The sequence below is a fragment of the Photobacterium sp. J15 genome, from assembly GCF_963870815.1.
Classification (GTDB): Bacteria; Pseudomonadota; Gammaproteobacteria; order Enterobacterales; family Vibrionaceae; genus Photobacterium; species Photobacterium marinum.
In genome coordinates this window covers 1,487,611-1,509,503 of sequence record NZ_CAWMUI010000002.1, presented here as the reverse complement: position 1 = coordinate 1,509,503, position 21,893 = coordinate 1,487,611, and the positions used below count along the sequence as shown (strand labels likewise).

The window sequence follows — 21,893 nt, the reverse complement described above, 5'->3', positions numbered from 1 at the left end:
AACATGAATAAGCAAATTCCGATACTGACGCCGCTGCGTGGTTTTGCGGCTCTCTGTGTCGTGTTTTTCCATGCCCGCCTGATATTTTTTGTGCAGTGGAAAGATCCCGTCAGTGAATATACCCACTTTATTGAGAACAGTTACCTGTGGGTTGATCTGTTTTTCGTGCTCAGTGGCTTCGTCATGATGCATATTTATCAGCAAACTTTCTTGCAGGGAATTAGTGTTGTGAAATGGCGTCATTTTATGTGGCTTCGTTTTTCTAGGATTTATCCGCTGTTTCTGTCGACTTTGCTGGTATTAGTGTTGTGGGAAAGCTTTAAGTATTTTGCTGCCATCGGGTTTTATGGCGGACCATTATTTGAGGCTTGGGGGGTGAACGGCATTCCTGCTTTTGCCGGACCGTTTAACAGCGGTGACACACTAATGGCTAATTTCTTGATGTTACATGCCGTTGTTAATTTGGATTTGTCGTGGAATATCTCTTCATGGTCGCTGAGTGTGGAGTGGTTGTGTTACATGGTCTTTCCTCTACTTATTCCTATGCTATCAGTCCGCTCTCGAAACAGTGTGTGGATGCCGGTAGTGATCATCTTTATTTGGGCCGGAATAAATAAAAACCACGGCTCGCTGGATGTGACCGGGGATTTGTACGCCTTTATACGTGGCTTATGTGGATTTGCCATGGGAGCCTGGCTACGTAATGTCGTCCTTTCTCCGGTTGTGAAGAAGTGCTTTGATAACGATGCTGCTTTATTAAGTGTATTCCTGATGTCTCTTTGGTTGATGCATTTGCCTAAAGAAGGTAGCCACAACGTGTATGTGGCACTCGTGTTTTCTCTGATGGTATTTATTGCAGCGCAGCAGTCAGAACGTCAGACTCCGGTATTTAAAATGATGGATAACCGGGTGACGCGTTTTCTGGGGGATATTTCCTATTCAGTTTACTTGTGGCATGCAGTGCTCTTGCTGGTTGGTGTTGAAGTATTAAATCTGATTGCACCAGAAGCGCTGGCTTCATGGTTTACTCAAACCAGTTGGTCGGCAGGGATGTGGGGAATGGCGGCATTTATGGCTGTGACTATCCTTATTTCTTCGCTTAGTTACTATGGCTTAGAGCGACCAGCCATGAAATATCTGCGTAAGAAGTTTCAGACTCAGCGCTATGAAGTTTCGAAAGCGTCTTAAAGCGAAGGCGATAGAAGCTTGTGGGTATAAAAAAACACCCTGGCAAACCGAGAGAAAATAACCAGGGTGTTCGAGAAATTATGAGTTTTTCTTTCAATCAGCAGCCTATGGTTGCTGATTTTTTATGTGCTTGCTTTTGCACTGGTTATAGCATGCCTGCTCCAATGGACAGAACTACGCAGTTCAGGGCAACGAAGAAGGCTACCAGTGGGGCAATGAACTTCAGCCAGGTCACATAAGGAATACGTGCAATAGCAAGGCCGCCCATTAATACACCGTAAGTCGGCGTCACAAATAAGATAGTACCGATACCACTCATAAAGGCAGTCACTACCAGGTCCCGACCTGTGTTTGCAAAGTCACTTAGTGGCGCCAGGATTGGCATACTCATTACGGCCAGGCCTGATGTTGAAGGTACGATGAAAGAAAGCAGCATCTCAATCCAGTAAACGGTGTTAATAAAGAGTACGGAACTCTTACCGGCTACAATGCCTTCAGCGTAGCTCAGGATAGTATCTGTAATGTTGCCTGCTTCCATGACGACCACGATACCTCGGGCCACACCGACAATCAGGGCTACACCAATCAGATCCGCAGCACCGGCAACAAATGAGTTAATCAGGTCATCTTCTTTCAGGCGGCCGACGATGCCGCATACAATACCCATGAAGATAAACAGGGTTGCCATTTCAGCCATCCACCATCCCAGGCAGGAAACACCATAGATCATGATGGCAAACGTCAGGATAAACAGTACCAGCACCGCTTTTTGTGACAGTGTCAGTTCTGGTAATTTATCGGTTGTCTCTTTATTACCCAGGAAGTGAGCTTCATTTTCTTTTCTCTGATTTGCCAGCAAAGATAATTCTGGGTTGTTTTGGATTTTCTTCGCATAGCGCATGACATAAGCACAGCCAACAACCAGAGCGATAGCCAGAATTGCAAAGCGAAGCTCGACACCACTTAGGAAATCAACACTGGCTGCATTCGACGCGATAACCGTACCGAAAGGGTTAATAGTGGAACCCAGTGTACCCACACCGGTACCGACAAAGATAACCGCAACGGCAACCAGAGGATCAAAGCGGGCTGTCATGAAAATAGGGATCAGCAGGCCGTAAAAGGCAAGGGACTCTTCGGCCATACCGTAGGAGGTGCCGCCCAGTGCAAACAGGAACATCAGGATGGGGATCATGTAGATCTCTTTGCCTTTCAGACGCACCATGATCCTGGCGATCCCGGTATCAATGGCACCTGTTTGGGTCACTATTCCCAGAAAACCGCCGACCATAAGGACAAACAGGCTGACATCAATTGCGCCGATTACGCCGCTCACCGGATCATAAAAGCCGGAAATAGGGGCCATCAGAGTATCGAAAAAGCCTTGCGGGGTGGATTCAATGACATGGAATGAGCCGGGTACAGGTACTTCGCGGCCAAGATTTTCGTTCATCTCACGTACGTACTTACCAGCCGGTAACACATAGGTCAGCATGGCAAAGAAAGCGATCAGGAAGAACAAGATCGTAAAGGTATTAGGAAATTTTTTTATTTTTAGCATGGGTAATCCTCAGCAGCTTTTGTGCCGCATTTATTGTTATTGGATTCAGACAAAGTGTTTGCAGACGTACTCGGAGGTCATGCACTGTAGCACAGCCCCGTAGGTTAGTTCGAATTCCACCAGGCTTCCTATTTCATAAGGTTTTTTGCAATAGTCGATATCAAGGATCAGGTGATCACTGCTGCCACCGATGACGATGATGTCTTTATCTACCGGGGTGATTTCGCTGATATCGACATCCTGCTTGCCGATAGCACAGATTGCGCGTTTACGCAGACCACGATCGATAAATTCAGGCTTGTTACCGAAAGCATCCAGAGCCGTAGAATTGACTGGAACGGAAGGTTTAACTTTTATTTCGATGATTTCAGCTGTAAGGGTGAAAGTATCTTGGCGGGTGTCGGGAACCGGATCATCATTAAGGCCAATTCCCATCATCAGTGAGGCGCCAAGGCGAAGCTGGTTGATTTCTTTTGGCAGTTCGCCGTCGAGTAACAGGTTAAGTCCTGCTGAACTGGCTCCGGAAATGTACTGGAGTTTGATGTCCAGTTCGGTTTCGATTTGTTTTGCAAGATCAACTAGACGTGTCTGGTTTTCAGCAGTTGGTTCAACACCACCGTAGCAGGCGAGGTTAGTGCCGAGGCCAACCAGTTCAATGCCGGGAAGTTCTATGGCTTTACGGCTGAGAGCGAGGGTTTCTTCATCATAAAAAGAACCTTCGCGTAAGTCTCCTAAGTCATGCATCAGAATGACTTTGTGCAGTTTGTCTTGCTTTACTGCTTCTTCGGATAGGGCTTCAAGTGTTTTGGCTTCTGAGTTCAACGAGATATCTGCATATTTGATGACGTCGGAGATTTCGCTCAGAGCGGAAAGGCGAAGAAGCATGGTAACAGCATCAAGATGACGGATCTTTTTCAGGTTCGATATTCTGGAATCTGAAAGAATCTTTATTCCGCCGTTAAGTATTGCTTGTCCGACTTCCGGGCAAGCACAGGCCAATTTTGTAACTCCGGTGGGAGAAACATTACAGGCTTTACACACGCCTACCATGTTTTGGGTATTTTCTGTGATTTTATCTAAGTGGATATTTATGCAAGGGTAAGTGCTCATCTTATTACCTCTTGGTAATGTTTTTTATTTGTTTTTATTGAGCGCTTTTTAGTCGGAAAGATAAATAACGGCTTTTTGATAGTTACTTTGTGTTTAATCGATGTATTGTTTTTGAGTAAAGATGCGCAGGGTGACAGATGAGACCCTGCGCATGGTTATTTTGAAAAATATGATTAATGAGTTGTAGAAAGTGAGGTGTTATTCACTTTATGTGCTTCGCTTATTGCTTTTACTAACTCACTAGCAGCAAAAGAAAGCTCTTTGGTGTCGAGAGTTGTCAGATGGAATTCAGCGGAGTATTCGAGTGAAGGGGCATTAATTCTCACCATCTCGCCGCGTTTGACCCAGATATCCGCATAGTGATCCGGAAGATAACCAACAAAATTGCCGGACAGCAAAAGGTGAGCGGTCGCTTCCATATTGGCACTGCTTGCCTGGGGCTTAAAGCCTTTAACCCGGCTCAGAGGCGTAATGCTATGGGCTAGGCCTCTCTCTACAACAGGGAATTCGATCAACTCATCCAGAGTGATCTCGCTGTCACGGCTAAGAATAGGGTGTCCCGGGGCGCAGTAAAGGCATTGCTTCTCTTCAAAAAGATAATCGTATTTCAGACCGTCTTTTCTGACTTCAGAGGAGGTGATGCCAAGCTCAATTTTCCCTTCAAGCAGCATCATTTCAATTTGGTACGAGTCCCAGATGTCGGTATCTATGGTGACTTTGGGGTGCTCGTTACAGAACTGCCGGATTGCCAGTTGGATTCTGCACTGGGGATTGGTCGCCAGATTATCGGTGAGTGCCAGCTTGATATGCCCGTGAGAGACACTGCGAATATTATCGAGCTGTTCTTCAAAATAAGCGATGTCGCTGAACAGCATCTGGCAAAGCTGGTAGACTTTTTCGCCGTCTTTTGTCAGGCGAAAACCTCGTCTTCCGCGGTGACAGAGTGTCATTCCGAGCCGAGTTTCCAGATCATTCATTCTGGTGCTGATCGTTGACTGGTGCATATTGAGTTTAAATTGTGCTGCGGAAAATCCTCCGGAATCGACAATTGTTACAAATAACTGTAACAGCTTTAAATCAAAGTCATTTATTTTTCGCATCTCTTTTATCTCGTTTTTTATTAATGCTATTACGGGGTGCTTTGTGAGTCTGAGATGTATCGCACTGGTTTAAAAATACGTAAACTTACTGGTTAAAAAATAACAGAGTCGGGTATGGAAAAACATTCGTTGGCTATTGTCTAACAAATGAAAAGGGGAAAATAGAGCAAACAGGTTAAAGCATTACATCACACGGATTTATGGTTGAAATGTGTACTGATTGTCTCGTGGCACATGATTGAGCTTTCTTTTTTGTGAGTATTATCAACAGATATGGGAAGAATGAATTATGAAAGGGATATTCAATAGTGGCATAATTGATATGCCGCATGGTAGGTAACAACAGATTTATACTGACAATGATAATATAGCCACAAAGTATGGCTAAAGATCGAGAAGCTATGACTTACAGAATTTTGATTGTAGAAGACGATCCTATATTGAGGATTAAGGTAAAGGGGCATTTCTCCCAGGCTGGTTATACCGTTTTCGAAACAGATAACGGTGGTGAAATGAAGGAAATATTAGCCAGAGAGAAGATCGACTTAATTCTTCTGGACATTAATTTACCAGGAGAAGATGGTATACAACTGACCAGAGATGTCAGAAATACATCCGATATTGCCATTATTTTGGTGACCGGGCGAACTGATCCTATTGATCGGATTTTAGGTCTTGAAATGGGCGCAGATGATTACGTCACTAAACCGGTTGAGCCTCGCGAATTACTGGTCAGGGCAAAAAATCTTTTATGGCGTATTCAGCTTACTCGTGATGCACTGGAGCAGGCTGAGGCGGCGTGGGCGCAATTGGAAAAAGATGAGAGTAAATTCCGCTTTCTGGATTTTGAGTTTGATGTTACTCAGCGCCAGCTGACAAAAAGTGATGAAACGATCAGACTGACAAAAGCAGAGTATGAGCTTTTGGTTGCTTTTATTACTCATCCGAACCGTGTGCTTAGTCGTGATCGTCTGCTTAATCTGATTTCACACCGGGTTGATACACCAAGTGATCGAACGATAGATGTTTTAATTCGTCGTCTCAGAAATAAAATGGAAGAGAGCATTAAACAGCCAAAAATATTCATAACTGTACATGGTGAAGGCTATTTATTTGCCCCGGATGTGGTTTAGAACCATGAACTTAACAATCAGAGCTAAGCTCACTCTTATCATGTGTGCTTCTCTGCTGACGGTTAGTGGTTTTTTTATCACCAGCCTGATTAATACAGAACAATCGGTTCTTGAAGCAGAAAAGCACAATGTCAGTGTAAAAGTCGCAAAATTACTTAATGATAATTTGAAAGGGCAGGTGGATACGGTCACCCGCTCTTTGTCTTTTTATTATGAAAACTCAAAGCTGGAAAATATAAAAGTCGAACTGGCAAAGGATATTTCTGCTTTCAGAGATACAGTCGAAAGTATTTATAATAATAGTGATTCTGATTTAGATGCCGAAATTAGTATAAGAGCATTTATTAACCAGTATCGTTGGCATAACGGACGTTATATTTTTGCCTACGATGCGACCACTATTATTAATAAAGCGAATGGCCTTGATCGCAAAATAGTCGGTAGCAGTGCGTTTGATAAACAGGATAATAATGGCACTTTTTATGCCAGAAATATTGTCAGCTCTGCAATAGAAAATGAGATAGGTTTTACCAGCTATCACTATCTCAATCCTATGACTAACAAAGTGGAAGAGAAACTGACGGCTTCAGTTTACTTTGAACCGCTTAATATGGTGATTGCAACCGGCGAATATACCAGTGCGCTGCGAAAAGATGATTTCGAAGCGGCCCTGCAGACGATTAGTACATCCAAGTATGGTCAGAATGGTTATTTCTGGGTTCAGGATGATGATGGGCGGATTCTGGCTCACCCTGACCCTTCTATTGTCGGTACTATTATTCCCACCACAACTCAAAAGATTGCCAGCCAAATCCAAGGTAAATCTGAAGCTTTTGTAAAGACTTTCCATAAAAATCCGACAACCAAGAAAGGTGAGAATAAATTCGTTTACGCCAGAAAGGTGTTTCCGGAGTGGGGCTGGACAATCGCAACCGGTACCTACGACAGTGACCTCACCAGTATTCAGGATGGCCTGACCAGCACCACGGAAAAGATCTTCAACGCTAAAGTTTATATGAGTATTGCCACATCAGCGGGCTTGCTGATGCTGGCGTTAATTGTTGCGACCATCTCGATCAATAGGATCGTCCGACGGTTGGTTATCCTAAAACAGCGTATCGATACTCTGTCGACAGGTGAGGCGGATCTGACCTCGCGAATTGAAATTACATCCCATGATGAGCTGGGAGACATTGGTCGTTCGGTTAATAATTTTATCAGCTATTTACAATCGATGATCAATGAGATCTCACAGGCTTCTGATCATATTACGGATAGCATTACTTCAGCACCCGAAGCTCAATCGCAAAATATAACAGATGAGCTCCTTGAGTCTTCCGGCAGTATGACTGCTGCAATTAAAAAACTGGCAGCCGGTGATTTGTCTGTGGATATCCCACGAGGGGAAACGGATGAAAAGAGTCAGCTTGCCGATGCTATTTCTGTCTTCAAAAAGAATGCGCTGGCGTTGCAGGAGCACAAAAATGAACTGCAAAAACTGGTTGATGAACGCACTGTTCAGCTGATTAAAGCTAACGAAGCGCTGAACTCTGAAGTGAGCAAGCATGAAAAGGCTCGTGAACAGGCTGAGCAGGCCAACCGAGCGAAATCGACCTTCCTTGCTCATATGAGCCATGAGATTCGGACGCCGATGAACGGTATTATGGGCACATTGCACCTGCTGGATAATACTTCGCTGAACAAGACCCAGAAGAACTATACCAAGACGATTCTGGCTTCCGGTGAAATCCTGATGGGGGTGCTTAATAACGTGCTTGATTACTCCAAAATTGAGGCCGGGCATCACGATATCAATGAAACTAATTTTCACACCAATTCTGTCGTTAGCAATGTGGTAAACATGCTTACAGCTCGGGCGAAGGAGAAACATATTGGCCTGAGTTGTGAAGTGGCAGAAGACGTTCCGTATTATCTCCACGGTGATGCCAATAAGTTGACACAGGTGCTGGTTAATCTGGTGGCTAACGCGATTAAGTTCACAGCTCAAGGTGGAGTGAAAATTCAGGTTAGCCTCAAAGAGCAAACAGAAGACAAGCGTTATCTATTGCAGTTTAAAGTGGTTGATACCGGTAAAGGTATTCCGGAAGAAAAGCTGGCATTGATTTTTGAACCTTTTGAACAGGCAACAAAGTCTGAGCGGGGGACAGGGCTGGGCTTACCAATCAGCCGACGTTTTGCTGAGTTGTTAGGCGGTGAACTGACTGTGCAAAGTGAAGTGGCGAAGGGCAGTATATTTACTCTTACGTTGCCGCTGAATGCGGCTAAAGAAGGTAAAGTCATCTCGACCAATGAGCCTGTTCTGCTTGCTGTTCCGCCTTTAACCATCATGCTGGTTGAAGATAATGAAACCAATATTCTGGTTGCAGAAGGCTTCCTTAATAAACTGGGACATAACGTTGTGGTGGCTATGTCCGGTGAGATGGCGGAATCTGTGATAGAGAAGCACGATGTGGATATTATCCTGATGGATATTAATTTGCCGGACACAGACGGGGTTACCCTTACCCATGTGCTGCGGGAAAAAGCCCATCGTTATATTCCGACGATTGCGTTTTCTGCTCATGTTTTCCGTCAGGAAATCGAATCTTACCTTGAAGCCGGATTAGATGGTTTCTTAGGTAAACCTGTACAGTTTGAACAGATGCAGGCAATTATTGCCAAGGTTTATCATGGTCAGGCAATTAAATATGAAGCGGTTGCTGAGCAGGAGTCAGTATCAGCGGCAGAGGTTGCAGACGTATCTGGATATGAGCCAGTGTTGGCTCATGTCGTATCTGAAGATATGGACCTGCTTGATGCCTCGGTATTAGAAAAAGACAGGCAGACATTAGGTGATGCCCTGGTATGTGAAATGACAGAGGCATTTTATTCGCATTCAGAATCACTGGTTGAAAAGATGGCCTCTCACACCTCGGTTGAAAGTTTGGGCAAACTGGCACACAGTCTGAAGAGTTCATCTGGTGCTGTTGGTCTTGTTGCACTAAGCAAGGCCTGCAAAGCATTAGAAATGGCCTGTAAGGCTGACAAACCTGATGAGCAGGAAATTTCAGCACTGCATCAAGCTTTGCTGGGAATTTATGCCCCTTCAATAGCAAGGTTGAAAGAAGAATTCAGTCAAACACTATTAAATAGTGAAAAAGACGTATCTGATACCTGAATGTGTTATTTGTACTGTTTTGTAGCAATTGTGAAAATTGGCCTGCTTTGCAGGCCTTTTTCACATTTCAGCTATAAAACCCGTTAGTGTTTGTTTAAAAATGATTTTTTTGTACTTTTTTGTATTGTATGCGCGGGTTTTAGCTGTGACTTGTTCATAAATTTACACAATAATTTATTACTTGTTCCCAAAAATTATTCATCATGTGCATATCAATTAATTGATTAGGGTGTTGCATATACAGAAAGGAATTTCTGATTCAACTAACCTCCCTTGTTGTACTTTTGATGGATAAAAGGCTATGTCACTACCATATGTAATTTTGACCATACTGAGTAATCGCGATTCGACGGGTTACGATATCACTAAAGAGTTTTCACAAAGTACCGGTTACTTTTGGAAGGCGAGTCACCAGCAGGTTTACCGTGAACTGAACAAAATGGCTCGTAATGATCTAGTGGTATCGACTCATGTACCGCAAACCAGTAAGCCGGATCGTAAGGTTTATTCCATAACCGATCTGGGACGTGAGACGTTGTTAGAATGGTTTCAGCAACCAGCCGGGAATCCAACAATCCGTGATGAAATTTCTGCAAAGCTTCTGGCCTGTAGTCTTTACGACTCAGCACCGATGCAGAAGCAGCTTGAGTCATTGGTTGAGGAATCCTATTCACTGCTTAATCATTATGACGCGTTGGAAAAAGTGTATTACTCGCATTATCGAAACATGACTCGTCAGTCGCGTCTCGAACGTTTGACACTTCGCCGCGCAATTCATAACCGTCAGGCGTGGATTTACTGGGCTGAAGATGTACTTGCTGAATTAAAAGAATTGGATTCTCCGGTAAAAGCAGAACAGGCAGATCTTCGTCTTTGCGTTTGAGTTTTATTTATCAGTTTTCGTGTAGATTTTGAGTTAACAATTTAAGTAAAGAGGGTAAGTAGAAAGCAGACATGGATTTTGATTACAAGATAAATCCAAACAGAACATACCAGTGCACAATCGTTAATAAACGACAATAGAAATAAAATTAAATAAAAAATGTAGAAGAGTGCCAGAAACTAATGCTCCGACATCATAGAGAGCAGAAAAAATAACTATCTGGCTTAAAAGAAAAAGAGCGACAGCTATCCCTATGATGGCTGTCGCTCTTTCTGTTTCAAAGATGGCTTTGTCACTGGTCTGGACGTCAGCAAACAGAAGCTAGTTGCTGGTGGATTTCATCTGTCAGCTTCATCAGTGTTTCTTCAAGCCTGAGCAAATCCGCTTCCGAAGGCAGTTCTCCGGCTTTAAGTTGTTGTTCAATATACTTGGCTGACTCATGAACATATTGTGCACTGATGCTGCCTGATGCGCCTTTCAGAGAATGGCTGAGTAGAATGGCTTTATCTGTGTCATGTTGTTCAATGGCCGTCCGGAGCTTGTCGACATCGTTACAGTGTTCTCCAGCAAAGATCATCAGGAATTGCGAGATGATTTCTTGGTCATAATCCATCATCTCTAGCAGTGAATTCAGCTCGATCTGGCTGAAATTCTCTGGCTCGAACAGATTATTGTCGGCAGATCCATCATTGTCTGTTGTGGCAGTAAGTATTTCTTCTGTCAGCGTGCTCGTTGATGGAAGTGAAGACGCTTGTTCCTGGATATCAGTAACGGCATTTTCGGTCGTAATGACGGATTCTGATTTTTCTGGTAGCTGCGTAGCTTCCTGTAGTTCCCGGAGCCTCGCCATATGCGTAATCTTATGTTTGAAGCGTTGAAGTGCATCTAGCAGTTTACGTTCATCAAGCGGTTTTGTGATGACGCAGTCGACACCTGCATTCAGCATCGACTTCTGAGTTTCTTCAAATACGTCGGCAGTACAGGCGAAGATTGGCACCTGACTAATCTGCTGATCCATTTTTCGTATTTTACGCGTCGCCTCAATGCCATCCATTACTGGCATATGGTTATCCATCAGAATCAGATCAAAATATTCCTGTTCAAGAATGGCCAGGGCTCTGGCGCCGTTTTCTGCTGTACGGGTAGTAAAGCCTCTTTGTTTCAGAAAAGCATCAATGATTAAAACATTAAGGTGGTTATCTTCCACTATCAGTACTTTTAGATTGGCGAAAGCTTGTTGGTCGAACTCAACATTGTCCACTTCCGGTTGCATGTACTGACCCTGGTGAATTGTTAGGGTGACCGTAAAGTTTGAGCCTGCACCCGGCGTGCTCTCCAGGGTGACACTGCCGTTCATTAGTTCAGTCAGTTGCTTGACGATGCTTAATCCAAGTCCGGTTCCGCCAAAACGACGGCTTGTAGATGCTTCAGCCTGAGCAAATGGATCAAAGATGTAGTGAATCCGATCTGGTTCGATGCCGATACCGGTATCTGTAGTGGTAATTGTCAGGATCCGCTCGTTAGGTGCGGCTCCTTCCTCCATTTGAAGGCTGACTTCAACTTTACCGTTTTCAGTAAATTTAATAGCGTTACTGATAAGGTTAAAAAGGATCTGGCGGATCCGGGCTTTGTCGGCATAGAACCAGTCATATTGATTGAATTCGCAACTGATATTGAAGCCGATGCCTTTTTCTTTGGCCAGAGAGTAATAAGTACTTTCTATCGTGCCGACAAGATCGGTAAAGCAGAAGTTGGTTGGATCTAGTTTAAGCTGGCCCTGTTCAATTTTAGAGAAATCAAGGATGTCATTGAGTAGAGTCATCATGTGTTTGCCGGAGTCCAGCAGAGTGCGCAGGTGATGCTCCTGCTCTCCCGACAGTTTCGTTTTTAACAGCAACTGGGAAAGCCCCAGCATGCCATTCATCGGTGTCCGGATTTCGTGGGATAGGTTAGCAAGGAAAGCCGACTTTGCTCTGTCCGCGGCCTCGGCTTTGTGCAGGGCGCGGTTGAGCCTTTGGGTGTCGTAAGAGATTTTATCTGCCCCCTGGTTCAGAGCATCATGCAGAACCTGTAATTCATGCGGGCCTTCAAATTCATCATTTCTGTCATAGTTGCCTAATCTGAACTGGGCGGCAAAACGGGAAAGTTTTGCCAGCGGCTTTGTAATGCGTTTGGTCATTGTTATAGAAAGAATAATGACAATCACTGCTGTCAGCAGCAACGAAGCCATAAAGAATTTGTGCATGTAGTCGAGAGTATGGGTCACCATATCTTTCGGGGTGATTGAAACCAGTGACCAGAGAGGCTGTTGTTCATTGTTCTGTATTGTTAGCCGGGAAATAGTCGCAATGAGTTCATCACCGTAACGGTCGCTATAGCGCAGAACTTGTTTATGACTGTTATCGTCTGTCAGGTAGACCTGCCTGAAACTTTCGAAGGTCTGTAGGTGATGGCCTTGTTGTGGGCCAGACAAAATCACATCGCCATTTGGATCGATAAGCAGCAGGTGGTCCTGCTTATTAATGCGTTCTGCAAGGAAAACCAACTTTTCGTTAAGTTCACTCAGCTCATATTTCACAATCAGCATTTTTTGTGTGTTTGCTGAAGTGCCTGCTTGCTCTGAAGTGCTAACCCGAGTGATTAAGTAAACAAAAGGTGCCGCATCCAGTTGTTGTGGTTGGGAGATAAAGACATTATTTGGTGTGTTGCTTAGTCTTCCGGGAATTGTAGTTAGCTGATTGATACCGGCCTGATTTAATTTTTCAACCAGTGAGGTTATTGAAATTGGGTGGGATGACTCAGCTACGGTATATCTGCCTTCTGTGCTCTCAAGCAAATATATGGCAGAGAAGGCGGTATCGACAGTTGTAATTTTCTCCAGGTAGCGGCTGATGAACTGATGGGTTATACGTTCGGAGCCGGCATTTGAAGCAAAAATAGGGGAGTTGGCCAGTGTGTTGAGTATAACCAGCCGCTTTGCAAGAATATCATCAATATTCTGTGCAGCCAGATCCGTTCGGTTGCTAAGATTTTTAGAAATCTGTGTCAGTGCGACAGTTGATAGTTTTTCACTGGTGACCCAGCTGTATATGAAAGCCGGGACAATACCGATGAATAACATACTTGCCAGTAACATTGGCTTGATACGATATGGAATTACCCTAAACAATCTACAGCACCCCAAGATTCTAGATTTATTAATTGTTTGTAAATAAATCTTAGATAATTATCAATCTCTTCGCATGACCGAAGGAAGGAAAGTTGATCTCAGCTGCAAAGCGAGTGAAAAGAAAGAGCTGACGTGCCATTTGGCTTGTATTTAGAGGAATGAAATTAGTGGAAACTATCAGGCTGCATACTATATAGCATGCAGCCAGGGGGAGGATGCTCAGGTGGAATGGAACTAACTAAGCAGTTGCTCAAGTGTTAGTGGTGCGGAGGTCAGGCCCATTTGCTGTGCAGGTGTTAGTCCTGAACGATCCTGTCGGCATAGGTTGTGCCATGCTCTGTAAATATCGAGCAGAGGCAACAAACCAGCCGGACGTAGTTTACGGCGCGGTTCATCAACTAATTGAGCGAACTGGTCATGGAAACGTTTCTGGTAGTCGCTGATAGTGCGGTGAGATGCGATTTCCAGCCATTTTTCTTCATCACCTTTTTCACCACCAAGGTGGCAGACACCTTTACTGATGTCGTCATGACGGGTGAATGCCCAGCGATCACGCCACCATCCCATCAGTACGATGTCGATTCTTCCTGCTGTCTGTCCGTGCAGCCAGCCCATATCTTCTTCAACGTAGAGCGGGTGAATGGTTTTCGCTTTAATACGATCCATGAATACAGAAATACAGGCAGAACGCATCAGCGGTTCTTGCGGCATGAAAATCGCCAGTGATTCATTGTATTCCAGCATCTCTGCGAGGTGCAGGTAATGTGCATATACCGTGTACTGCGGGCGGATCAGGCAACCTTTGGCCGGATAGTTTATCCGTGGCATGTTGCTGAGCGGATCTTCCAGGTTCGGGCGAGACAGCACTTCACGGTATTTGGCATCGACACGGGCCAGGATCCCCTGGGGTGCTGGTGGCGGTACTTCAACTAGTTTTGCTTTTGGTGGTGCCATGAAGCGAGTGTCATCAACGTAGGCGTCATGCTCTTCGCTGGCATTTTCAACATCACTTTGCTGGAAGTTAACGTGCTGCCCGACAACATATCCGGAAGCTGCTTCACAGCTTGCGATCCAAGTAACCCCGTTACTGCTGTTTGGCTGTAACGGGATCAGGTCGGATGCAAGTGACAGTGTCTGGGCATGTTTGAATAGTCGCGCATCGAACATCGACAGCTGGCGACGGCAGCGGCTAGCAATTTGCGAAAGTTGATCGTAGAAAGATTTCGGGTTCATGCTAAGTCGGCGGCAGATATCGCGCACTGAACAGCCAGTAAATAACAGTGCCAGTAATTTCTGCTGAATCTGGTTCTTACCGTTAAAGCCTGACCAGCGGTCAACAAATGTGGCCTGGCAGCATTTGCAGCGATAGCGCTGACGGTCACCACTGTAGCCAAATGCATGATACAGGTGACGATGAGTCAGTACCGGTAAGCCGAGGTTTTCACAATCTGGGTTACTACAGGCTGGAAGACCGCTGCTCTGCATAATCTTAAGGCGGGATACTTCAGCCAGTACATCGCTGTTATTCAGAACCGGTGGAAATGCTCCGCATTCACGACACACAAGTGTTGGACGGTGCGGGTTGGTACGCTGCAAAACGTAATCATGTTTATCGACAGAACCAAAATTTTTGCAGCCGATAGTTTTGCAGTGGTTAAGCTGAAGATTACCGCTAGCCGGAGGCAATAAGGAGTCATTGCAATCGGTGTGAAGTGTTTTCATCATAACAGCCTAACCTTATCCGTGTGCCAGAGCATAGCGTGATTAGCCGCAAAGCCTCTCACTAAAAGGGGGAGGGAAGGGTACTGAATAAAAGGAATGCACCTTTTATTCAGTACATAATTAGATGTTACCAATTAACAGAAAGAGCATCCGGTGCGCCTGAGCGCAGAGGTTTGCAGTCAGCCCTCAGTTCAAATTGTGTAAGACGCCACATTTTACAAAATTTTGAGCTGCGACCATTTGCAATGTCTGTCTCTTGCTAACCCTAATTGTCCCTAGTTTTCACTAATACCAATATGATCAATGCATTAATCACATTCGTATTTGCGCCTACCATGAGGAAATAAGTGGCCGGCGTAATCGGGGGTAACGCCAGCCACTGAAAATCAGATTAGATGCTGATAGCGGTTTCCAGAGCTACGTTCATCATCTGGTTGAAAGACTTCTGACGGTCTTCTGAGCTTAGTTTCTCGCCACGCTTGATGTGGTCAGATACTGTCAGGATAGTCAGTGCACGAGCACCCAGCTCTGCAGCAACACCGTAGATACCAGCTGCTTCCATATCAACACCCAGCATGCCCAGTTTTTCCATCTTGTCGAACAGGTCAGCTTCAGGGCTGTAGAACAGGTCTGCAGAGAATACGTTACCTACGCGAACAGGAACGTTTTGCTGGCGAGCCTGGTTTACAGAAGTTTCCAGCAGGTGGAAATCAGCGATTGCTGCAAAGTCATGGTCGCTAAAGCGAATGCGGTTTACTTTAGAGTCTGTTGATGCACCCATAGCGATGATAACGTCCATCAGTTTTACGTCATCATGTACAGCACCACAGCTACCGATACGGATTACATTTTTCACGCCGAAATCTTTGATCAGCTCGTGAACATAGATTGAGCATGACGGGATACCCATACCGTGGCCCATTACTGAAACTTTCTTACCTTTGTAAGTGCCTGTGTAACCGAACATGTTACGAACATCACATACAAGCTTCACATCTTCCAGGAAGTTTTCGGCGATGAATTTGGCACGCAGTGGGTCGCCTGGCATCAGGACTGTTTCAGCGAAATCACCAAGTTCTGCATTGATATGTGGGGTAGCCATAGCTTACTCCTAGGAATTTGTTATTAAATGAATACGGGAAATTAAGAGAAAAAACGTTCAACAATAGTTTGGTATGCAATACCGCCAAGGTAAACACCGACGATACCCATAATGCCTGGCAATACAGGTGGCGCTGGAAGCGGAAGTTTAATGGCGGAGAAAAATACGCCAACAATTAAACCTGCAAAGACTGCAAGTAAAATCTCGTTCATGTGTTTACCCTCGTTGTGTTGCATGTTTTGTTTCGGCTTGTGAGGCTGCTCTGATTGGCGCCTTTTATTGTTGCCGTTTGATGGAGCCAGTTTAAGCAACGAGCGTTAACAATCTCGCGATCGCGATCACAAATTGCCTCGCCATTATCCAAAAAATAGCTGTTGATTACCAATTCTGTTGAAATTGGGAGGGAAACCGTTTGCCTGATAGGCTTGTAAATTGGTAATTTTAATCCGTTTTTTTTGATAATTTATCCTTTGTATCAATACATTATGTCATTTTGAGCAAATGTTTGACGTTGAGAAAAAGTAATGCAACAGCTCAAGTGAACATGTGATCTTGCAATGGATTACATTGCGACCAGGATCAAAAATGAGTCAAAAATGGGATAGTGATCCTCAACACGTTATGCCTTTGCCAACTGGTATTTACTCCTATTGTTGTCTAAGCATTAAGGCATAAGCCGAGAGTTAGTATTGTTCTTCTGAGCTGTCGGTGCGATTTTGTGAGGGAATACAATGATGAAAAAGTACTTAATAGCAGCGGCATTACTTTTGGGCTCTTTACCGGTAAGCGCTGAGATTTTTGGTTTATCCGCAGGTGCAACGGCTGGTGGAGCCAATGTTAAATTTGACGGTAACAGCGACTACGGGTTTGAGTATGGTGTTAATGCAAGTTATCAGTTCAATGACGTGTTAAGCATCAATGCCGGGGTAGTGCAGGGTAGTGCTGATGTCGATGCGAATTTGCAAACGGCAGACAATGAAATCGACTATACGGCGTTTCCGGTAACAATCCGTGGGGATCTTCCTTTATTGATCGGTAATCTATACGCGAAAGCCGGAACAAATTATTACGATGTGGATATTGAGAGTCCGGGAGTACAAATAAATGATGACGGCTGGGGCTTTACCGGAGGAGCTGGTTTTGTATTCACCCTGCTGCCTCTATTTGACCTGAGCCTGGGGTATGAATACCGTAATATGGGTGATGTTGAGAGTAACGCCGTTGTATTGGGGGTGCAGCTAGGAATATAAATCCAATATTCATCAGAATTACAGATAAGCTTGTGTGAGCGTAGAAAGGAAGAAGGGGAGCATACGCAATGATGCCCCTTTTATTGTTTTCTGATTGTAAGATTGGCTAATCTGGTTGTCGGATGGCTTTAAGTCAGGTGCAACATGGGAATTATCGCTGCCATAGCCGCGCCCAACCAGGCTACAACTTTTCCGTCTTCTTTTATTGCTGCAAAGGCATGAGGGTTTGAGAACACTTTGGCGATGCTGCAATCTTCAAAGCCACTACCTATATTGCTCTTGCCCCATGAGATGATGCCGCCATTCTCTTTGACTGCGGCAAAGTGCCCGAATGCGAATAAACGGTTTTGACATCGGTTTGCTTGCCTTTAATGTTTTCGCTTCGACCGCCAGCGCTTCTGTCACCCTAGGTAAGCTTTCGATAGTAACAGCTTCAATTTCGATAGTTTTAATTCTTATTTGCCGGAAAGTTCAGCTATAGCCTGATTTGTTGTGTCACTTGTTGTCGTACCGTCGTCATGACAGACAGCTAATACAAATGCCAATGCTGTCATTAATATGCATTTTGTTTGCTTTAGTGCTGGTTGGTATAGGATGATGACTGAAATCAATACAATCATCAGTATTGAACCAATCTCACTCTGATTTTTTTGAAAGCAATTGCATTAGTATAATAATTAAAGCGAAGCTTACAGGTTCTACCTGGCTATTTTAGTTACTGAATTAAAGGATAAATCGGATATATTAATAACTATTCATGTATTTATTCAGTTTTTATTCAGAAATACGTTTTAAACGGCTAATTTTCTAAAAAACGAAACGGATCATAGTTGCTGAAAATAAATTCCTTTACTATGTAGTCAATAATTATCGAGAGCATAAACGGAGGCGTATTGATGACAAACTTTGACTACTACCGGGCTACAGCAGATAAAGTCAATGCAGCCATTCTCCGTAAAGTAAAACTACCTTGGCAGGTTGAATATCAGCCTGCTGATGATGCAGTCGCCTCAGGTAAGAGTGGCGAACAAAAGTTACTGATGGTCTCACCAAGTGGATTGATTTGTCAGAGGATTTCTTTGCCAAAGGCTGAGGCCGAGTCGTTTTGGTCCGATAAGGAATCAGTCTGTTCTATTGTCAGTGAATATGTTGTCAGAGGGGCATCCCGCCTTGCTCCCTTACGTCAGACATCTTATCGGAATAACTTTCCGCACTGGTTGGAAGAGTGTATCCAGCAGCTGCATTATTTAATTGGTTCAAAAGAAAAATTACTTCAGTTGATGACCGACACTCATTACCCATTTCCAAGTAAAGTCAAAGTTCAGGGCAATTATTTACCATGCTGGGTTTGGTATAAAGAAAATAATCAATATGCGGTGTCTGTTATTGATCGCCGGACAGGATTATTCAGTAAGCCACAAACAGTAGGTGACGATCAGTTAGTTGATAACGAAAAGTGGTTCGGTGCTCAGGTTATCGATTCTGCTGATGAGTGTATTGAAACTGTCACCTATTACATTTCAGAACTGGTCAGAAAACAAACGGACCCGACAGAACCTGAGCCCACACTGACAGATGTGATACATAACCCTTGTAAGTCGACACTCAGCCCGGTTTTAAGTGTCGGGCTCATCATGGGAGTGGTTGTCAGCTTCTTTTTGATTTTTAAAATGCTCCTTGGCTTTTGATTTCGGTTAATCCCGGCGCACTTGGCTGTTTATGCATTGGTTCCGACAAGAAAATCAGCTAAGATTTGCGCTGTGTTTTTCGTTGGTGCTGGTTATGCATAATCTTACGTTGTTATCTCAAGCTGAAAAAAACCGTATTGAACTGGATAAGCAGGCCGCTTATGTTGTCTGGCAAATTAAGAATGCCAAGCGTGGTTACGAAGCTATTGCTGAAATCAGCAACAATATTGAAGATGACGATGAGCGCGAATTCTTCGACAACGCGGTAACCAAGTACAAGACAAAGATGGGTGTTGCATAACCCTCATTTATCTGCTGAAAGAAGCTGCCATTGGCAGCTTTTTTGATCTCTGTGATCAGATATTGACTAAATCATCAGTCTTTGATGTGAACTTCATGATTCTGAGGCATAATGCGCGCCTTTTTCTTTATGGTCTGGTATCTTAAAGAAAGATACAGTCAGAGAAACGCGTGTATAGTAACGCTTCGCAACCACTGTATCTGGTTTAGTAATATGGTATATCTCCGGTTTTCACTGGCTTGGCAGTGAGTATGTTTGGGTGCTGCCAGATGGTTGGAAAAAACCGGTACAAAAGGAAGGTGAAATGAGTGCGAGCAAGAAGGTTCTTGTTGTTGATGACGATCAGGAAATTCGCGAGCTGCTGGATGAGTACCTGACGAAAGCAGGTTTTACTGTCACAACAGCGGCCGAAGGCGAAGAAATGAAGCGTCGGCTGGCGATGGGTTACCCTGATCTCATTTTATTGGATGTTATGATGCCGGGTGATGATGGTTTTACCCTTTGTCAGTACATTCGTAAAACTTCTGATGTACCTATTATTATGCTGACAGCGGTATCTGACGAAATGGATCAGATTATTGGCCTGGAACTGGGTGCTGACGACTATATTGCTAAGCCGTTTAGCCCGCGCCAGCTTATGGCGCGTATAAAAGCGTTACTGCGTCGGGTTCAACCAACTGAAACGCAGCAGGCTCCGGCAACGCCGAAGGCAATACGCTTTGCCAACTGGCGTTTGGAGACCGGGTCACAGCGTCTTTATGACCTGGAAAAAGGCAAAGACTACGAACTGTCAGGCAGTGATTTTGCTTTGTTGATGCTGTTTTTGACCCGCCCTAATGAAGTATTGGATCGGGATACGATCTCATTTGCGACCCGAGGCCGCGAAGCACACCCTTCTGAACGTGGTATTGATGTTCAGCTTAGTCGCTTACGTCAGCGTCTTGGCGACAAAGGTACACAACAGCGTTTGATCAAAACAATTCGTGGTAACGGCTACGCCTTTAATGCCGAAGTCACTTATGAAGAGTGATTCCCTCCTGATGTGATACAACAAGGCATCGCAGCATGAATTTGAAAAAATGGTGGCCAAAGTCTCTTTTGGCCCGCACCCTGTGGCTAACATTGCTGGCAGTATTCCTTGCCCAAATGATTGCCACTGTGATTTGGTATGGCCAGTCAAAACAGCGGGATCTGGAGGGGCTTGAGTCAGCATCAGCCAGCATGGCTAACATGTTTGCCTCTACAGTTACTTTCTTTCAGTCTCTTCCGTTGGAATATCGGCATATCGTTCTGGATCAGTTGCGAAATATGGGAGGCACCCGCTTCTTCGTTTCGTTTAATGAAGAAGAAATCAAGATTGATCCTATTCCGTCCTCATTAATGAAAAATACCGCCGTCAGGGTATTTGATGAAGTCTTGAGAGAGAAGCTTCCACGTCTTGACGTTATCAGAGTAGAATTTTCCCGCCCGGAAACTCTTCATGTTCTGAAAAACGATATTTTGCTAAGCGATTTACCGCGATCCTGGGCCCATTACACCCTTAGCTTGGAGCCGTTAAATCCGCCGATCCTGGTTGTCCAATTGGAGCTGGCAGAGAATGAATGGCTTTATATCGCTGCTCTTTTGCCAACACCTTACGTTAGCCTGGAAGATGAAATCATTACTAACCAACAAGTAATGTTTTTGCTGTTCATTACTACTTTACTGTTAGTGTTTACTTACTTCATGATTCGTCGCCAGACCAAGCCTTTGAAGCGTTTGGCTAATGCAGCCAATGCTCTGAGTTTTGATATCTACCAGCCACCGCTGGTGGAAGAAGGGGCGAGTGAGCTGATAACTGCTACTCAAGCATTTAACCGGATGCAGTTGCGCCTGCGCCGTTATATCGATGACCGTGAGCATCTTTTCTCTGCTATTTCCCATGACTTGAAAACGCCAATTACTCGCCTGAGACTCCGAGCTGAGTTGATTGACGATGAGGATAAAATCGAGAAATTTAACCGTGATCTTGATGAGCTTGAGATGATGGTGAAAGGTGCCTTGCAGACAGTGAAAGACACCGACCTTCACGAAAACCTTATCCAGGTTGATCTGGCGGAAGTGCTGCAAAGTATTGCTGAACGCCATAATAGCAAACGAACCAAGGTTCACCTGCCGGATACCAAAATTGCTCCACTTACGGGCAAACCATTGGCGTTGAAACGATGCCTGAGTAATTTGATCGACAATGGGGTGAAGTATGGTCATGAGGTCAATATCATTGTTTCGGATGAACCTGATGCTCTTGTGCTGATCATTAAAGATAAAGGGGAAGGTATTCCGGAAGAGATGCTGGAAACGGTTTTTGAACCTTATTTCCGCATTGCCAAAGATGACGAAGGCCACGGTCTGGGAATGGGGATTGCGCGTAATATTATCCACGCCCATGGCGGTGATATGACCATCCACAATGCTAAGGAAGGTGGTCTGGAGGTTAAAGTTTACCTTCCTCGCCTGCTGAAAGAGTAG

16 protein-coding genes are annotated in these 21,893 nt (G+C 44.5%); 9 read left to right on the top strand and 7 right to left on the bottom strand.

Annotated features, from left to right (window positions below; all coding sequences use genetic code 11):
• Positions 1-3 precede the first annotated feature (3 nt).
• On the top strand, positions 4-1,188 hold the full coding sequence (locus AACQ93_RS23755; protein ID WP_064609754.1) for an acyltransferase family protein: 1,185 nt from the start codon (positions 4-6) through the stop codon (positions 1,186-1,188).
• Between the two features lie 145 nt (positions 1,189-1,333).
• On the opposite strand, the gene AACQ93_RS23750 is transcribed toward AACQ93_RS23755, so the two are convergent.
• The 3 genes from AACQ93_RS23750 to AACQ93_RS23740 all read right to left on the bottom strand — a co-directional run bounded on the left by AACQ93_RS23750 (position 1,334) and on the right by AACQ93_RS23740 (position 4,959).
• Positions 1,334-2,749, bottom strand: coding sequence for a YfcC family protein (locus AACQ93_RS23750; protein WP_064609393.1), 1,416 nt, complete (start codon positions 2,747-2,749; stop codon positions 1,334-1,336).
• A gap of 45 nt (positions 2,750-2,794) precedes the next feature.
• Positions 2,795-3,859, bottom strand: coding sequence for an alanine/ornithine racemase family PLP-dependent enzyme (locus AACQ93_RS23745; RefSeq protein ID WP_064609392.1), 1,065 nt, complete (start codon positions 3,857-3,859; stop codon positions 2,795-2,797).
• 173 nt (positions 3,860-4,032) lie between these two features.
• Complete coding sequence (locus AACQ93_RS23740; protein ID WP_064609391.1) at positions 4,033-4,959, bottom strand: LysR family transcriptional regulator; 927 nt, start codon at positions 4,957-4,959, stop codon at positions 4,033-4,035.
• A 401-nt stretch (positions 4,960-5,360) separates the two neighbouring features.
• Here AACQ93_RS23740 and torR point away from each other — a divergent pair, with 401 nt between their 5' ends.
• The 3 genes from torR to AACQ93_RS23725 all read left to right on the top strand — a co-directional run bounded on the left by torR (position 5,361) and on the right by AACQ93_RS23725 (position 10,153).
• Positions 5,361-6,092, top strand: a complete 732-nt coding sequence (gene torR, locus AACQ93_RS23735) for a two-component system response regulator TorR (RefSeq protein ID WP_064609752.1) — start codon at positions 5,361-5,363, stop codon at positions 6,090-6,092.
• 4 nt (positions 6,093-6,096) lie between these two features.
• Positions 6,097-9,270, top strand: a complete 3,174-nt coding sequence (locus AACQ93_RS23730; protein WP_198160255.1) for a cache domain-containing protein — start codon at positions 6,097-6,099, stop codon at positions 9,268-9,270.
• 301 nt (positions 9,271-9,571) lie between these two features.
• Positions 9,572-10,153 carry a PadR family transcriptional regulator gene (locus tag AACQ93_RS23725; RefSeq protein ID WP_064609389.1) on the top strand — a complete coding sequence of 194 codons (582 nt, stop codon included), beginning with the start codon at positions 9,572-9,574 and terminating at the stop codon, positions 10,151-10,153.
• A 307-nt stretch (positions 10,154-10,460) separates the two neighbouring features.
• Here AACQ93_RS23725 and AACQ93_RS23720 read toward each other — a convergent pair whose 3' ends face one another.
• The 4 genes from AACQ93_RS23720 to AACQ93_RS23705 all read right to left on the bottom strand — a co-directional run bounded on the left by AACQ93_RS23720 (position 10,461) and on the right by AACQ93_RS23705 (position 16,358).
• Positions 10,461-13,322: a hybrid sensor histidine kinase/response regulator gene (locus AACQ93_RS23720; RefSeq protein WP_232323387.1), complete on the bottom strand. Its 2,862-nt coding sequence runs from the start codon at positions 13,320-13,322 to the stop codon at positions 10,461-10,463.
• A gap of 234 nt (positions 13,323-13,556) precedes the next feature.
• Positions 13,557-15,047, bottom strand: a complete 1,491-nt coding sequence (locus tag AACQ93_RS23715) for a hypothetical protein (RefSeq protein ID WP_064609387.1) — start codon at positions 15,045-15,047, stop codon at positions 13,557-13,559.
• Between the two features lie 388 nt (positions 15,048-15,435).
• On the bottom strand, positions 15,436-16,146 hold the full coding sequence (deoD, locus tag AACQ93_RS23710; protein WP_007465303.1) for a purine-nucleoside phosphorylase: 711 nt from the start codon (positions 16,144-16,146) through the stop codon (positions 15,436-15,438).
• Positions 16,147-16,187: 41 nt separating this feature from the next.
• Entirely contained in the window at positions 16,188-16,358 is a 171-nt protein-coding gene (locus tag AACQ93_RS23705) for a XapX domain-containing protein (protein ID WP_064609750.1), read from the bottom strand.
• 519 nt (positions 16,359-16,877) lie between these two features.
• On the opposite strand from AACQ93_RS23705, the gene AACQ93_RS23700 reads away from it, so the two are divergent.
• The 5 genes from AACQ93_RS23700 to AACQ93_RS23680 all read left to right on the top strand — a co-directional run bounded on the left by AACQ93_RS23700 (position 16,878) and on the right by AACQ93_RS23680 (position 21,893).
• Positions 16,878-17,396, top strand: coding sequence for a porin family protein (locus tag AACQ93_RS23700; RefSeq protein WP_198160254.1), 519 nt, complete (start codon positions 16,878-16,880; stop codon positions 17,394-17,396).
• Between the two features lie 896 nt (positions 17,397-18,292).
• The gene (locus AACQ93_RS23695; protein WP_064609385.1) at positions 18,293-19,084 is read left to right on the top strand and encodes a hypothetical protein; all 792 of its coding nucleotides are present in this window, start codon (positions 18,293-18,295) and stop codon (positions 19,082-19,084) included.
• A gap of 94 nt (positions 19,085-19,178) precedes the next feature.
• The gene (locus AACQ93_RS23690; protein ID WP_064609748.1) at positions 19,179-19,385 is read left to right on the top strand and encodes a DUF3283 family protein; all 207 of its coding nucleotides are present in this window, start codon (positions 19,179-19,181) and stop codon (positions 19,383-19,385) included.
• 304 nt (positions 19,386-19,689) lie between these two features.
• Positions 19,690-20,415: a response regulator gene (locus AACQ93_RS23685; RefSeq protein ID WP_064609384.1), complete on the top strand. Its 726-nt coding sequence runs from the start codon at positions 19,690-19,692 to the stop codon at positions 20,413-20,415.
• A 35-nt stretch (positions 20,416-20,450) separates the two neighbouring features.
• Positions 20,451-21,893, top strand: a complete 1,443-nt coding sequence (locus AACQ93_RS23680; protein WP_064609383.1) for an ATP-binding protein — start codon at positions 20,451-20,453, stop codon at positions 21,891-21,893.